At 47.1% G+C, this 14412-nt stretch carries 8 protein-coding genes; all 8 read left to right on the forward strand.

The features are described from left to right. Positions 1 to 2 precede the first annotated feature (2 nt). Positions 3 to 692 carry a CIS tube protein gene (locus ACVBDU_RS19685; RefSeq protein WP_447181424.1) on the forward strand — a complete coding sequence of 230 codons (690 nt, stop codon included), beginning with the start codon at positions 3 to 5 and terminating at the stop codon, positions 690 to 692. Continuing rightward, positions 689 to 2434 carry a type VI secretion system tip protein VgrG gene (gene vgrG, locus ACVBDU_RS19690; protein WP_447181425.1) on the forward strand — a complete coding sequence of 582 codons (1746 nt, stop codon included), beginning with the start codon at positions 689 to 691 and terminating at the stop codon, positions 2432 to 2434. Before ACVBDU_RS19685 ends, vgrG begins: the two co-directional genes overlap by 4 nt. A gap of 94 nt (positions 2435 to 2528) precedes the next feature. Then, positions 2529 to 2822, forward strand: coding sequence for a PAAR domain-containing contractile injection system baseplate protein (locus ACVBDU_RS19695; RefSeq protein ID WP_447181426.1), 294 nt, complete (start codon positions 2529 to 2531; stop codon positions 2820 to 2822). Positions 2823 to 2963: 141 nt separating this feature from the next. Continuing rightward, positions 2964 to 3374, forward strand: coding sequence for a gp25 family contractile injection system sheath assembly initiator (locus ACVBDU_RS19700; protein ID WP_447181427.1), 411 nt, complete (start codon positions 2964 to 2966; stop codon positions 3372 to 3374). Between the two features lie 42 nt (positions 3375 to 3416). Next, entirely contained in the window at positions 3417 to 6575 is a 3159-nt protein-coding gene (locus ACVBDU_RS19705) for a baseplate J/gp47 family protein (RefSeq protein WP_447181428.1), read from the forward strand. Next, a complete protein-coding gene (locus ACVBDU_RS19710; protein WP_447181429.1) occupies positions 6563 to 9274 on the forward strand; it encodes a contractile injection system baseplate wedge protein in 2712 nt (903 codons plus the stop codon). Before ACVBDU_RS19705 ends, ACVBDU_RS19710 begins: the two co-directional genes overlap by 13 nt. 11 nt (positions 9275 to 9285) lie before the next feature. Further along, positions 9286 to 12837 carry a PKD domain-containing protein gene (locus ACVBDU_RS19715; RefSeq protein WP_447181430.1) on the forward strand — a complete coding sequence of 1184 codons (3552 nt, stop codon included), beginning with the start codon at positions 9286 to 9288 and terminating at the stop codon, positions 12835 to 12837. Further along, positions 12837 to 14402: a contractile injection system tape measure protein gene (locus ACVBDU_RS19720; RefSeq protein WP_447181431.1), complete on the forward strand. Its 1566-nt coding sequence runs from the start codon at positions 12837 to 12839 to the stop codon at positions 14400 to 14402. The genes ACVBDU_RS19715 and ACVBDU_RS19720 overlap by 1 nt, the downstream gene beginning before the upstream one ends. Positions 14403 to 14412 lie beyond the last annotated feature (10 nt).

Below are 14412 nucleotides of genomic sequence, written 5' to 3' on the forward strand. Positions count from 1 at the left end.
AGATGAGCACAGGTGAACTCGAAAAACTGAAAGTGGTGGCGTATAGCGACCCGGAATTCAACAATAAAGTTGGCGATGGTGAATTTACCACCCTGCTGAACCCGGAGAAATATACCTATCACTACAAGACCGAACAGAACGAAGACCAGGCTTCGGGCACCAGTGCGGCCGCGCCGAAATTCAACAAGAAACTGCCGGAAGAACTGGAACTCGAATTTGTGTTTGACCGAACAGGAATTATCGCAGGTCATGAAAATACCGATGATGGTATTATCGACGACCTGGAAGCCTTTAAAAAAGTGGTCCTCGATTATGATGGTGAAGAGCACAAGCCCAATTACCTGATGATCGCCTGGGGAAGCCTGCTCTTTAAAGGGGCCATGACCGAAATGGACATCGAGTTCAAACTCTTTAAACCCGACGGTACGCCGATCAGGGCCGTGGCCAGAGGAAAGTTCAAGGGATTTGTAGAAGATAACCTGAGGACTGCTAAAGAAAACAACCAGTCGCCGGACCTGACCCATTATCGCGTGGTCAGGGATGGAGACACTCTGCCGTTGATGACTTACCGGATCTATGGTGACTCCAGGTACTACCTGGAGGTAGCCAGGGTAAACAAACTGGATAATTTCAGAAAGTTGAAAACCGGGCAGGAATTGTTTTTCCCGCCTTTGCAAAAATCAGGGATATGAACAACAGTGACGTCATACAAACCGGCCGCAGTGCCGATCTCGTAACCCACAAGGTACTCATTGAGGGCGAAGAACTCTCCGGGGAATACCAGGTGAAGAGCATTGCCATTGCAAAGGAAGTCAACCGTATTCCCACCGCCCAACTGGTTTTGATCGACGGAGAACCATCCGAAAGAGATTTTAAACTCAGTAATGAGGAATTGCTGGTTCCCGGTAAAAAAATAGAGATCACGGCCGGGTATCATTCGGACGAAGCCACAATATTCAAAGGGATGATCATTAAGCACAATATCAAAATACGAAGCAATACCTCCCTTTTGGTCATTGAATGCCGGGACGAAGCCGTTAAATTAACCGTGGGCCGGAAGAGCAGATATTTCTACGATGCGAAAGACAGTGATATTTTCGAAGAAATCATAGGCTCCTATGCCCTCGAAAATGAAGTGGAAACGACCAAGTACACACACAGGGAACTGGTACAGTACAATGCTTCGGATTGGGATTTTGTCGTTTCCCGGGCGCAGGCCAACGGAAAACTGTGCTTTGCCGATGACGGGAAACTCGTGGTGAAAAAACCCGACCTGGATACGGAGGAAGTGGAAACCGTTACTTTCGGGACCACCATGCTCGATTTCGATGCCGAGATTGACGCCCGGAACCAGTTTCATAAGATTTCCTCCTATGGCTGGAACCCTGCCGACCAGGAATTACTGGAAATCGAGGCCGACAACCCGAACGTAAACCTCAATGGGAACCTCTCCCCGGACGACCTGTCACAGGTTATCGATCTGGAAAACATGGAATTGCGCCACGGCGGGAGTGTTTCGGATGTGGAACTGCAGGACTGGGCCAATGCCAGGTCACTTTTTCAGCAACTTGCCCGGGTCCGCGGCAGGGTGAAATTCCAGGGGATTCCCTCGGTAAAACCAGGCTCCATCCTGAAACTGGAAGGTGTGGGCGATCGGTTTAACGGCAAAGCCTATGTTACCGGGGTACACCACCATATCAGCGAAGGGAACTGGACCGTAGATGCCCAGTTCGGGCTAAATCCGCAGTGGTTTTCGGAAACCTACGATATCCACTCCCCCTCCGCTTCCGGTCTTTTGCCAGCCATCCGCGGATTGCAGGTAGGTATAGTTTCCCAATTACAGGACGATCCCGACGGTGAGGACCGGATACTGGTAAAATTCCCTATTGTAAATAATAAAGAACAAGGCATCTGGTGCCGGATGGCCTCCCTCGATGCCGGGGAAAACCGGGGCGCTTTCTTTCGGCCGGAGATCGGGGATGAAGTCATCACGGGTTTTATCAACGAAGACCCTAATGATGCCGTTGTGCTCGGTATGCTGCACAGCAGCGCCAAACCCGCTCCTATTACCGCAAGCGACGACAATCACGAAAAGGGCTTTGTTACCCGGAGCGAGATGAAAGTGCTGTTTGACGACGATAAAAAATCTGTCCGTATAGAAACCCCCGGCGGTAAATCCATTACCCTCGACGAGGACGCCGGGGTTATTCGAATGGAAGATGAGAACAGCAATGTCATTACCATGGACAGCAGCGGAATAAGTATGGAAAGCCCCGGTGATATCCTGTTGAAAGCCACAGGAGATGTTAACATCGAAGGCACTAATGTCAATGTAAAGGCCAATGCACAGTACAAGGCCGAAGGCAGTGCCGGGGTGGAAATGTCATCCAGCGCCCTGGCCGTACTGAAAGGCGGGATCGTACAGATCAATTAAAATCCCCGTAAAGACGCACGGCCGTGCGTCTCGGACGGGAAAAGACCATGTGTCTCAAACCGGATAAAACTAATAACTATAAAAACTTAAAAAAATGGGACAACCCGCAGCAAGAATAACTGATATGCACGTCTGCCCGATGGTAAATCCCGGCGGCGTGCCCCACGTAGGAGGACCCATCCTCCCCCCGGGAGAACCTACCGTTCTTATCGGCGGGTTACCGGCGGCAAGGGTTGGCGATATGGCCACATGTACCGGTCCGCCGGACAGCATTGTAGCTGGTTCCGCTACCGTATTTATCGGTGGGATGCCTGCAGCTAGACTGGGTGATACCACAGCGCACGGGGGCACCATAATCCTGGGAGAACCCACCGTATTAATCGGATAAGGTACTTCCCTATTGTTCTCGGAACGAAACATAAATCTCACTCCGTGAGTTGAAAAGAGATCTTCTCCCCTTGAGGAGAGACACAGAGGGGTGACAATCCATGAGCGTATTCCTCTCCACAACCAATAAAATTATAAAAAAATGAACCATAAAGATTCATTTCTCGGTACCGGGTGGAGTTTTCCTCCGCAGTTTAACAAGGCAGGTAAATCCGTTACTATGACCTCAAATGAGGAAGATATCCGGAAAAGCCTGGAGATATTACTCTCCACCAAACTCGGAGAACGCATTATGCAGCCCAAATACGGTTGTAACCTGGAAGATTTGTTGTTCAATCCCCTGAACAGGACTTTGAAAACCTATGTAACCGAACTCATAAACAATGCTATCCTCTATTACGAACCCAGGATAGACGTAGAAAAAACAGACATTACACAGGGCGATGACCAAAAAGGGGAACTACTCATACTGCTGGACTACAAGGTCCGGGCTACGAATTCCCGGAAGAACCTTGTTTTTCCCTTCTATAAAGGCGAAGGAACAGACAGGTAAAACATATGGTAAACAGATAATAACCATCTCAAAACTTAGAAAATGGCAGACTGCAACGATATACTGGACATACTGAAGCGCGACGGCACCGGGCAGGAACAGCGATATACCGATGCGCTCCGGCCGGATTACTTCAGGTTGCAGGACCTGGATATAGCCGACTGGATGCTGTTTGCTTCTAAATTCGCCGAACACGTCAACTACTTCGGTTCTGATAATAAGGTTTCGGGAAACTGGCAGCATTTCTTTGCCTATTTTGGTACGGACCAGGAAGAAGTGGACACTGCCATGCCTGCAAAATTCAGCAAGGCAAAAGAAGAGATTATCAAGGGACTTCACGCGTTTGAAAACGAACATACCCTTACACCGCACCTGACACTTTTTGTATGTTTTCTTAAACTGCTGGAACTTAGCAAAAAACGTTTTAACAAACTAACCAAAAGACACCTCGATTTTTACTACGGGGAAGTATTGAAAATCGACAAACTCCCTCCCACTCCCGACAAAGTCTATGTGCTCTTTGAACTTGCCAAAAACATCTCCGAAGAAAAGATCCCCGAAGCCACGGAACTCGACGGCGGAAAGGACAATACCGGGAAAAAGCGCATTTATACCACGACAGAAGAACTCATTGCCAACAGGGCAGCGATAGCCCGGCTCAAAAATGTGTACCGGGATAACAATACGATTAAATGCAGTGAAAAAGCTGATTCTTACGACGGGCAAGGCGCTGATTTCCCCGAAGGAAAAGCGCAATGGTATCCTTTTGGCCACAGTTACAAAGGTGAAGAAGCCGTTTCTGCCGGACTCCCCGAACTACAGGATGCCACCCTGGGATTTGCCCTTGCTTCTCCTGCCCTGGAACTTGCCGAAGGAGAAAGGACGGTGCGTATGGAAATCACCTTCCCGGAATCCCTTCCCCCGGTTTCGGGAGATGAGTTGAATACGGGAATAGACTTGTACTTCAGCGGGGAAAAAGAATGGTTAGGACCGTTCCGGCCCGGTGACAGTACTTCGGGAACTTCGGGGAAAAACCTGGTCATTGCGGTTACTTTGGATAAGGATATCCCGGCAATTACGGCCTATGATCAAAAAATACTGCTCGAAAATTTCCGGACAACGCTCCCTATTGTGAAAGCCTTGTGCAGGACAGGGACGACAAACGGTTATGGCATATATCAGAAACTGGCCGGAAAAAACATCACCGGAATATCTATTGGTGTTGAAGTCAACGGTATCCGGAAACTCAGGATCGAAAATGACCACGGGGCGCTGAATCCTGAAAAACCCTTCTATCCTTTCACTACACGCCCGGTTAAAGGATCGGCATTCACTCTAAACTATCCGGAGGCTTTTAGGAAGAACTGGACGGGGATTGACGTGAATATCCCCTGGAAAAACACTCCCGATGATTTCCGTGAGCTCTATTACGCCTACAGACCGGAAAACAAATACCAATCCAGCCAGTTCAACTATCTCGAAGGACTTTACCACGCCCTGGAGATCACAGCGGATAGCAACCATAAGACCAATAAAGCCTTTGCTTATAATTCGATCAAAGAAGACAACCTTATTGTAAAGGACAATGATCATTTCAAGGCGTCGGTTACCATATCCGACAAGGAAGAATGGCAGGAAGCCAATATTGCCGATGGCCACAAGATCACTCTTTTCCAGGGAGAAGCAGGAGAGTTCGAAACCGGTTTTACTGTCACGAACCCCTCTCCTCCATACACTCCCGGTAAAAACGGTCCTCTGCGTTTATCGATGGAGAATTCCTTTCTCCACGAAATGTTCCCCCGTATATATGCCATTGCACTGGCCAGCGAAGACGATAATGTACTCGTACCGAACGAGCCCTATACCCCTTTTGCCGACAGCATATCCATGAATTACACCGCCAGTGCGGGGAACGGGGATATCACCCTTTTTCACATTCATCCTTTCGGGCAATGCGAAGCCCGGGAAAAAGAAACCCTGATGCCCACCTATTGCAACCGGGCTGGTGAGCTTTACATAGGTATGGAGAATCTCGAGCCCGGGCAGCAGCTTTCCCTCCTGTTCCAGGTTCTGGAAGGAAGTGAAAACCCCGAAAAGGAATCATTCCTCGGCAAACAGAAAATAGAATGGTCTGTCCTTGGAAATGACCAGTGGTTATCCATGGATGAAACCCATATCATCAAAAATGAAACCGACAATTTGCTCAGGTCGGGCATTGTCCGGTTTTCCATTCCGAAAGAAGCTACCGACAGCAATACCAGGCTGCCCGAAGGATTTTTCTGGCTCCGGGCACGCTCTTACAAAGAGTTTGATGTCGTTTGCAAGGTTATTGGTATTCATTCGCAGGCTGTCAAAGCGGTTTTTGAGAACCGCGGCAATGAACTCTCTCACCTGAACAACGGCCTTGAGGCCGGTAGCATATCCAAACTTACGGAACGCATCAGCAGTATCAAATCCGCCGCCCAGCCATATACTTCATTCAAGGGAATTCCACCGGAAAACGACCGGGATTATTACCGAAGGACAAGCGAAAGGCTACGGCATAAAAATCGCGCACAGGCCTCGTGGGATTACGAGCATATGCTGTTACAGCAATTCCCGGGAATATACAAGATAAAATGTCTCAACCACACCCGGTATTGCAGTAAAAAAGACCAGATGTATTACCAGTCTCCTGGTCACGTCACCCTGGTAACCATCCCGGACGTCGTCAACAAAAACGTCTTTGATATTTACCAGCCCAGGGTGAGCACTACCTTTTTGAATGAAATGGAGAATTATATAAACCTGTACAATTCCATGCATATCCGGGCCAGGGTCATAAATCCCTTATACGAACAGGTAAAAGTGGACCTGAAAGTAAAATTTCACCCCGGGCGGGACGAAAACTTTTATAAAAAACAACTGAATAAAGATATCACCCGCTTGCTGTCGCCCTGGGCATTCGACCGCAGTGAAGGCATTGAATTCGGACTCTCCCTGCGCCAAAGCGTGTTGGTCCACTATATGGAAAAACTGGACTATGTGGACTATTTACAGGACGTAAGGCTATTCAAGGACGGGGAAATACAAAAAAACATTGTCTCTCCATCCGGCCCCGCCGCTATCCTGGTCTCTGCCAGGACACACACAATAAATACCGACGACATTAAAACATGCGCTAACACCATTATCGAAAAACAGGAAACATGTCAACCCTAGATACACATATCAGCATTCCGAAAAATATAGCTACGGCAGACGATCTCGATTTTGATTTTCTCCGTAAAAAGGGCCTGGAACACATCGAACAACTCGGCAGCCGGCTGTGGACCGATTACAATCTGCACGATCCCGGTATTACCATCCTGGAAATGCTCTGCTACGCCATAACGGACCTCGGGCAGCGTATAAATATGCCTATAGCCGACATCCTGACCGGAAAAGACCAGGAAGGATTGGAAAAACAATTCTTCAAGGCCACAGAGATCCTTCCGTGTAAACCTGTGACCGCTCCGGATTACAGAAAGCTTTTTATCGATATCCCCGGTGTGAAAAACTGTTGGATGCAAACCTATTCCAAAAAAGTATATGTCGATTGCAAGCAGCAATTGCTCTCTTATAGCAAAAATGATTTTGCCGCAACACCTCCGGAATTTAAAAAGGACTTTCTCCTGAAAGGGTTGTATACCCTCCTGGTAGATTTCGAAGACTTCGGCGATATGGACAAGGCAAAACAGAAAGCAAAAAAACAGACGATAAAGGAAATTATTTTCCGAAAATACCACGAAAACAGAAATTTATGTGAAGATCTTGTAAAAATCGAGCAGGTGAAATCCCATCCGATATCGGTCTGCGCCATAATCGATGTAGATCCGGATGCCGACGAAGAATTTGTACATGCACAGGTACTGCGGGCTATAGAAAAGTATTTCTCCCCCCCGCTCACCTTCTATTCCCTCCGGGAAATGCTGGACAAGGGATATGTTTCCCACGAAATATTCGAAGGCCCCCTGTTGGAAAACGGCTTCATAGACCCCGAAGAACTCCGGAAAACAGAACTCCGCCGGGAAGTACGCCTGTCGGACATCATAAATATTATTATGGACATTACAGGAGTTCGTGAAGTCAAAGAAATTTCCCTGAACAACTGCGACGCCCCGGACGATGGTGAAAACTGGATCATCTGTGTGGATAAGGACCACAAGCCCCGACTTTGTTCCAAAAGCACTTTCAGCTACACCAAGGGCATACTTCCCGTAAATATCAATCTAAAAAAGGTAGAAGCGTATAAAAAACAGCTGGAAGCACAGGAATCCGAAGACCGGGAAAAGGCCAGGCTGAACAGGGAACTTAAATTACCAAAGGGAACATATACCGAAACAGGAGCCTATACCACCATTCAGAATGATTTTCCGGATACTTATGGTATAGGAATAAACGGTTTGCCGTCTACGGCAGGAGCATCCAGAAAAGCATGGGCAAAACAGCTGAAAGGCTATCTCCTGTTCTTTGACCAGGTGCTCGCCGGCTATTTCAAACACCTGGAAAATGTGAAGGAATTACTGTCCAAAGACGGAGAGCTCACCCGGACTTATTTTTCACAGGCCGTAAAAGATATCCGGGATATCGACCTCATTGCCGGTAATGGCTACGATATGAATGATAATGATAAACTCACGGACACCCTTTTTGCGACATTAGACGATTCCGTAGAGCGGAGAAACAAGTTACTGGACCACCTTATTGCCCGTTTTGCAGAGCGTTTCGGCAATTATGCCTTCCTGATGAAAGCCCTGTATGGCAGTGCATCCGATGAAATCGTTCTGGCCAATAAACAGGCTTTCCTAAAAGAATATGCTACGGTAAGCAGGGAAAGAGGAAGTGCTTTTAACTACTATCGGCAACCCGATGCCCTGCTATGGAATACGGATAACGTTTCGGGTGCGCAAAAAAGAATTGCGAGACTGGCGGGGATCAAAAACTATTTCCGCCGGAACCTGTCGCGTTCCTTCGTACAGGTCTACAGCCTTGTCAATAGTGGCGGAGATACGGTCTACAGGTGGAGGATACGGAATGAAAGCAATCACATTGTCCTGTCTTCCACCGAAACATACCATACTGTGAAACTGGCCGTGGAAGAACTCTATTTTGCCGTCCGGCAGATCATAGAAACCCGGAAAAAATACGTGGAAACGGCCTTTGAAAAACCGGTTACCGAAATCGTCATAGATAATGTGGAAGTACACAAGTCGGCCAGTGGCAAGTTTTCTTTTCACATTATCAACCCAGAATTCGAAAGCCCTTCCCACCCGGACAGGATCATTGCCAAGCAATTCAAATATTACAATACGCAGGAAGAAATCCGGGCTGCCATCACAGACCTTATAGACTTCATGAAATTCACTTTTACCGAAGAAGGGATGTTCCTCGTGGAGCATGTACTGCTTCTTCCGGATGTGACCAAAAACACTGCCGATGCGGGTTTCCTGCCGATTTGTACCGATGACTGTGAAGAATGCCATACCATAGACCCGTATTCCTACCGGGTGAGCATCGTGCTCCCGGGTTATACCCTTCGGTTTTCGGAACCCAATTTCAGGGAATATCTCGAAAATCTCATTCGCCAGGAACTCCCCGCGCATATCCTCGCCAAAATATGCTGGGTGGGCCACCGCAAGGGAGAAGTTCCCGATGAAGAAAACGACCTGCTGCAATTTGAAAAGACATACAAGGCATTTTTGGAGGCCAGAACATTCCTGGGAACCGCCCAGGATAAAGACACACAGGAAGCGTTTATTAACGCCTTGTCACAACTCAATACCATCTACCCCACAGGAAGACTGTACGATTGTGATGACGAAGAAGAACACCTGGAAGGAAAACTCATACTCGGAAGAACCAACATAGGAACACTATAAAACATACCGCCATGGAAACTAAACTGAATACTATAACTACCCGGTACCACTCCTATAAAAAGGACCAGGTGCTCACCCATACCCAGCTCAACGAATCCATCGATTACTTTGAAGACCAGGTAAGACTGTCCAGGATATCCCTCAGCGGTGTGGGGATTGTCTGTGGCTTTAAAGTGCATTTTAACCCTGCGGACAAGAGTATAATCATTACGCAGGGAACAGGGATCACCACAGACGGTGATCTCCTGAAGTTGCGGAAAGATATCCCGGAGTCCCCCGCGAAAGATATCCGCATTCCGGAGATCAGGTATACCGCGTTCAAAACATTTATCGACGACAAGGTCTTTTACCCCCATTTCCTGGACGGTGATGATAAACAGATCGAATTGACGGAACTCGTTGCGGAAGATAAAGTAACGGACGAAACCCTGTTGGGAGATTTTCCGGACCTGGAAAACAAAGTGGTTCTACTCTACCTGGAAAGTTACCCGAAGGATCCGGACCTCTGCTCAGGTATCGATTGTGATAACCAGGGGACCGAACAGGTGGCCCGGCTCCGTGTACTGCTCGTGTCACAGGACGATGCGGACCATATCATTAACCGGGACGCACTATACCAAAAATTCTACCTTAAAGAGGTATACGAGAACCTCAGGGACGTAGCACAGAGAAGGGTGATCCTGACCAATATGAACACCGGCACGTACAAAACCCTGAAAACAAGTTACCACAATGCCATATTTGACAACAGTGTGATAAATCATCTCAAAAAAGGGTTTGAAGCTATTCTACTGCACTTTGAGCTCGACAAGGACAATGCCATTATCCAGAACCGGATAAACAGCCGGTTCGGATTCAATGTATTGAGCACCCCCGTATGGTTCCAGTATCACTACGATCTGCTCAACGACCTCATCGACACCTATACCGAATTGAAAGAACTGTTCATCCGCCTGACCACCGAATGCTGCCCGAATATCGGGGCCTTTCCCAAACATCTTATGCTGGGAAAAGTAACGGACGGGGAAGCTTATAAAGCCTATCGTCACCGGTTTTACAAATCGCCCATCCTCAATGACAAGGATTACGGAAAAAAATTCGTACTTCTGATAGAAAGGGTTAAAAACATACTCAATGCTTTCGTCATTCCGAATGGCGAGGTGAAAATTACCCCTTCTCTCGCCATTGCCCCCCTTGGTGCCAGGGCCATTCCCTTTTACTACCAGGTCGAAGAAGAATTACTGAAAAGCTGGAACGCCTTCAAAACTTCCGTATACAAGCAGAAAAACAACCTCAGCTATCACACCACAAACCTGGAAAACATCCCCCAGGTACAGCAACCGCTCCTGTATGGCCCGGATACTTATGATTTTTACAGGATAGAAGGTCACCAGGGTAAGAACTACGCCGATGCGCTCGAACAGATAGAAGCCATAAAAACAGCGAACAGTCTTGCTTTTGATGTGAAGGCCGTCTCCATCGGGCTGAACGAACAGGATATAAACATGGACGACTACGAATGTGAGTTCGAAGACCTCCGGATACTCCTGAACGCCTGGACCGCCGAACAGGAATGCGTTCTGGCCGAAGTAGCCGCTTTCTTTTCCGGGTTCAGTATAGCGGAACCCGGGAGCAATGTAAAAACCCCGGCACAGAAACTGGCCGCTTCCTCTGATTATACGCTTGCCTCGCGAGCTTACGCTACCAGGGTCGCAGAAACAAAAGAATACACTGCCATAACGGAAAGAAAAGTTGTGGAAGACAATCTTACCCTGCAAGATAACGCCCTGGGAAACATTGTAAAAGCCGCCTTTGACAAAAATAAAACAGGGTCTGTAAACGACATTATATTTGATGCGCAACGCATAGCCGGCGAGACCCTGGACCCGGAGATCTGGGCCGGAAAGGAAGACGTTAAAAAACTGGTTATTGACGATTCCATAAAGATACTCGCCTACACGCATGTGCTGTCCCGAAAAATGCCGGAAAGGCTTAAAGGAATCAATAGCGATGTTATATCCTCTTATAACATTACGCAGGAACAATTATGCGCTTACGTAAAACAAATGCAAAGCGTGTATCAGACTGCGGACCTCTCCCAGAACCTCAGAGCATTTTACGGCCTGCTTATCAACCAGCTTGCCTCCATCTGTTGTTCCGGTAAAAAACTACAGCTCCTGCTGGAAGAGATCGAAGACCGGAAGGAGAGAATATTGCTTCGCCTGCAATTATCCGGTTTCGCCGAGAAACACCCCGGCCTGGAACACCACGCAGGAGTCCGGAAAGGCGGAACATTCGTACTCGTATATCTCGCCAGGACGGAAAGAACTGTCTCCCGTAATGATTTTGGCATAAAGGACATTTTCACGGCAGATACAAGGGGAATTATTTCCGAAAGATCCTTTTCCGATGCGGAAAGAACTCTTGCCGCCACAAAAAATATAGCTGCCATTCCGGGAGGTACGGTCATTGCTGATTTTTCCCTGCCATACCTCTGTTGTTCGGATTGCTCTCCGGTGAACTTTATCGTGCCCAAGCCAGTGGTTTTCCTCCGTTTGGAAAAAAACACCTATTGTATTGGTACGGACGATGAGCCGCTGCTTTTTGAAGTATCTCCGGAAGACGGTATCATAAAACCCGATACGGAAATCGAAGGCCTGACCGTAGAAGGTAATCAGCTTATTATTGATCATGACAGTTTCCCGGAAGAAATGCTCGGTACCGAAATACGTTTTACCGTAAATGACCAGGTCACCGATGTAACCCTTACCGTCCATAAAACCCCCGAGTTTGATTTTAACGTACCCGAAAGCCCGGTATCCGACCCTGTGATCACCTTTTTGCCTGAAGGAAACGGGCTGGATAAAGCGACGTTCCTGTGGGATTTCGGAGATGGAAACCCTTCAGAAGAAAGAAACCCGACACACACCTATAAACTCCCGGTAAACGAGGATAACAAAGTTACCGTATCCCTTACCGTCACTCCCGATAATGGCGCTTGTCCTGGTACCGTAGAGCACACTATTACATTCGAAACGGTTTCCAATGAGGGCTGTATCGAAGAAACGGAAGCCCTTATCCGCAAGGAATCCGAACGTATCTCAGAAGTGATGGATGTGGATGAAGATATCCGTAAAAATATCATTGATCCAACAATAAATGTATACAAAACCGTATTGGAAGATCTCGATTCCCTTAACGGAAATCTCAATGGTGACCTGGAAAAAATGTTCACCGAATTGATGCGGACTACGGCGCAATACCTTTTGAAGTGGCAGGATGATTCCTTTGTCTTCCGGCAGTTATCCATAGTGTTCATTGCCCAGGTAAAACTACTATATCTCATATTGCATTGCCAGCCTTTACCGGCACTTGAAAAATATAAGGAAACGCTTACCGGGCTTCTGGACTTTGTGACGGAGATACTCCGGACCCTTCTGGAAAGACAGGTTTTCTTTGATTCGGAAAATGAACTGAAAAAATTCCTGGAAGAATACCTCTTTGAAACCCGGGCAGATTTTATCAAAGATTATATCCATAAACAACTGGAAGCTATTCTCTGATGCACAACAAACAGAAACATATCATCCAAAAGGTTTTTCTCGAGGTAGAGACCGGTTCGTTGAAAACAGCACACTACCTCAGGGAAAACATGGGCTTATTCCTTAAAAAGGAAATCTTTCCGCTGCTGGAAACGTATTTTGACACGGTACAAACGAGCGGAAAAACAGTTTCACTGCAAATGGAAAATCTGCACTTAGACCTGGATGTAAAAGAAGAGGACCTCACCGGGAATTTTAGCGCATTGAAAGGCATATTGCAAAAACAACTGGAAAAGGAAACAGAAAAACTATCCGTTCCCGCCGGGGCGGAGTGTGATCCTTCAAATGTAAAACCGGTTTCTCCAGAAAGACGACAGTACAACACATTTTTTCATTTTGTAAAGACCGGAGAAACCCCCTGGTGGACCTCCGCCGACCAGGTAAGTTCGCTTTCAGGGCTATCCGTCCTGGAAACTGTTTGCAGGCAAAAAGGGTTTAAAAGAGATTTCAGAGATATCCTGCAAGACAAGGTAGCTGTGAAAAGACTTCTCCGCCAATTTCCCGCAGCAGCTCTGACCCTGCTTTTCAAAAACTATTGCGAGGAGAATTATTCCTCCAAACCCACGATAACTACCGGCAAAACAATTTCCCCTGCCCGGGAAAAAAGTCATCATCCGGAACACAAAGTATTCTTGTCTTTACTGGATTTCCTCAAAAAAAAGAGGAACCAGTACACCGGCCTTCTCAAAGAAAAATTATGGGATTCCGTAGTAGACTTTGCCCTGACAAAAGATGAAAAAAATCTGGAAAACGGCCTTATACATCTGTCTGCCCACTTTACCGAAGAAGAGGTAAGAAAGCTACTTCCCCGTTTAAAATCCGGGATCTCCCGAAACGAAGTAAAAGAGCTTCCTGTTCAAAATCCCCTGTCCACCTCTTCGGTACTGCAAAAGAAAGAGATCGGTCCGGAGAAAAAAGACCGGACAGAAATACATGCAATCCCTTCCCGAAACACAGAAATACATGCATTGTCTCCCCTAAACAAGGAGGGTCATTTGGGAGATTCGGAAGAGACTTTTTTGCTCCAAAAAAGAAAGGAGGCATTTGTAGAGAATGCGGGACTCATACTCCTGCACCCGTTTTTAAAACCTTTTTTCCTGGACTGTGGGGTCATTACCCCCGATAATGTATTCATCAATAAAGAACTTGCAGCACATTTGCTGCACTACGTCGCTACCGAAAGGGAGATGGACACGGAAAATTTTATGGTATTCGAAAAATTTCTGTGTGGCATTCCGCTGCACCATCCCATGACAAGGGAAATTCCCCTTACCGGCAAACACAAAGAAAAGGCCAGTGAACTATTGTCTTCCGCAACCGAACAATGGGATGCTATTAAAAACACCTCGATCCGAACCATCAGGAGCGAATTTATACAACGTCCCGGTAAACTGGTTCTGGAAAAAGACAATCCCGCGATAATCGTAGAGCGCAAAACACAGGATATACTGTTGGAAAAACTGCCCTGGAATATCAGTATCGTAAAAATTCCGTGGCTAAAGAAATTAATTTTTGTGGAATGGTAATCTAAATATC

The organism is Sinomicrobium endophyticum (assembly GCF_052983315.1).

Coding starts and splice junctions, on each gene's coding strand:
- ACVBDU_RS19685 (WP_447181424.1), top strand. CDS start 3: ATGAGCACAGGTGAACTCGAAAAACTGAAAGTGGTGGCGTATAGCGAC.
- vgrG (WP_447181425.1), top strand. CDS start 689: ATGAACAACAGTGACGTCATACAAACCGGCCGCAGTGCCGATCTCGTA.
- ACVBDU_RS19695 (WP_447181426.1), top strand. CDS start 2,529: ATGGGACAACCCGCAGCAAGAATAACTGATATGCACGTCTGCCCGATG.
- ACVBDU_RS19700 (WP_447181427.1), top strand. CDS start 2,964: ATGAACCATAAAGATTCATTTCTCGGTACCGGGTGGAGTTTTCCTCCG.
- ACVBDU_RS19705 (WP_447181428.1), top strand. CDS start 3,417: ATGGCAGACTGCAACGATATACTGGACATACTGAAGCGCGACGGCACC.
- ACVBDU_RS19710 (WP_447181429.1), top strand. CDS start 6,563: ATGTCAACCCTAGATACACATATCAGCATTCCGAAAAATATAGCTACG.
- ACVBDU_RS19715 (WP_447181430.1), top strand. CDS start 9,286: ATGGAAACTAAACTGAATACTATAACTACCCGGTACCACTCCTATAAA.
- ACVBDU_RS19720 (WP_447181431.1), top strand. CDS start 12,837: ATGCACAACAAACAGAAACATATCATCCAAAAGGTTTTTCTCGAGGTA.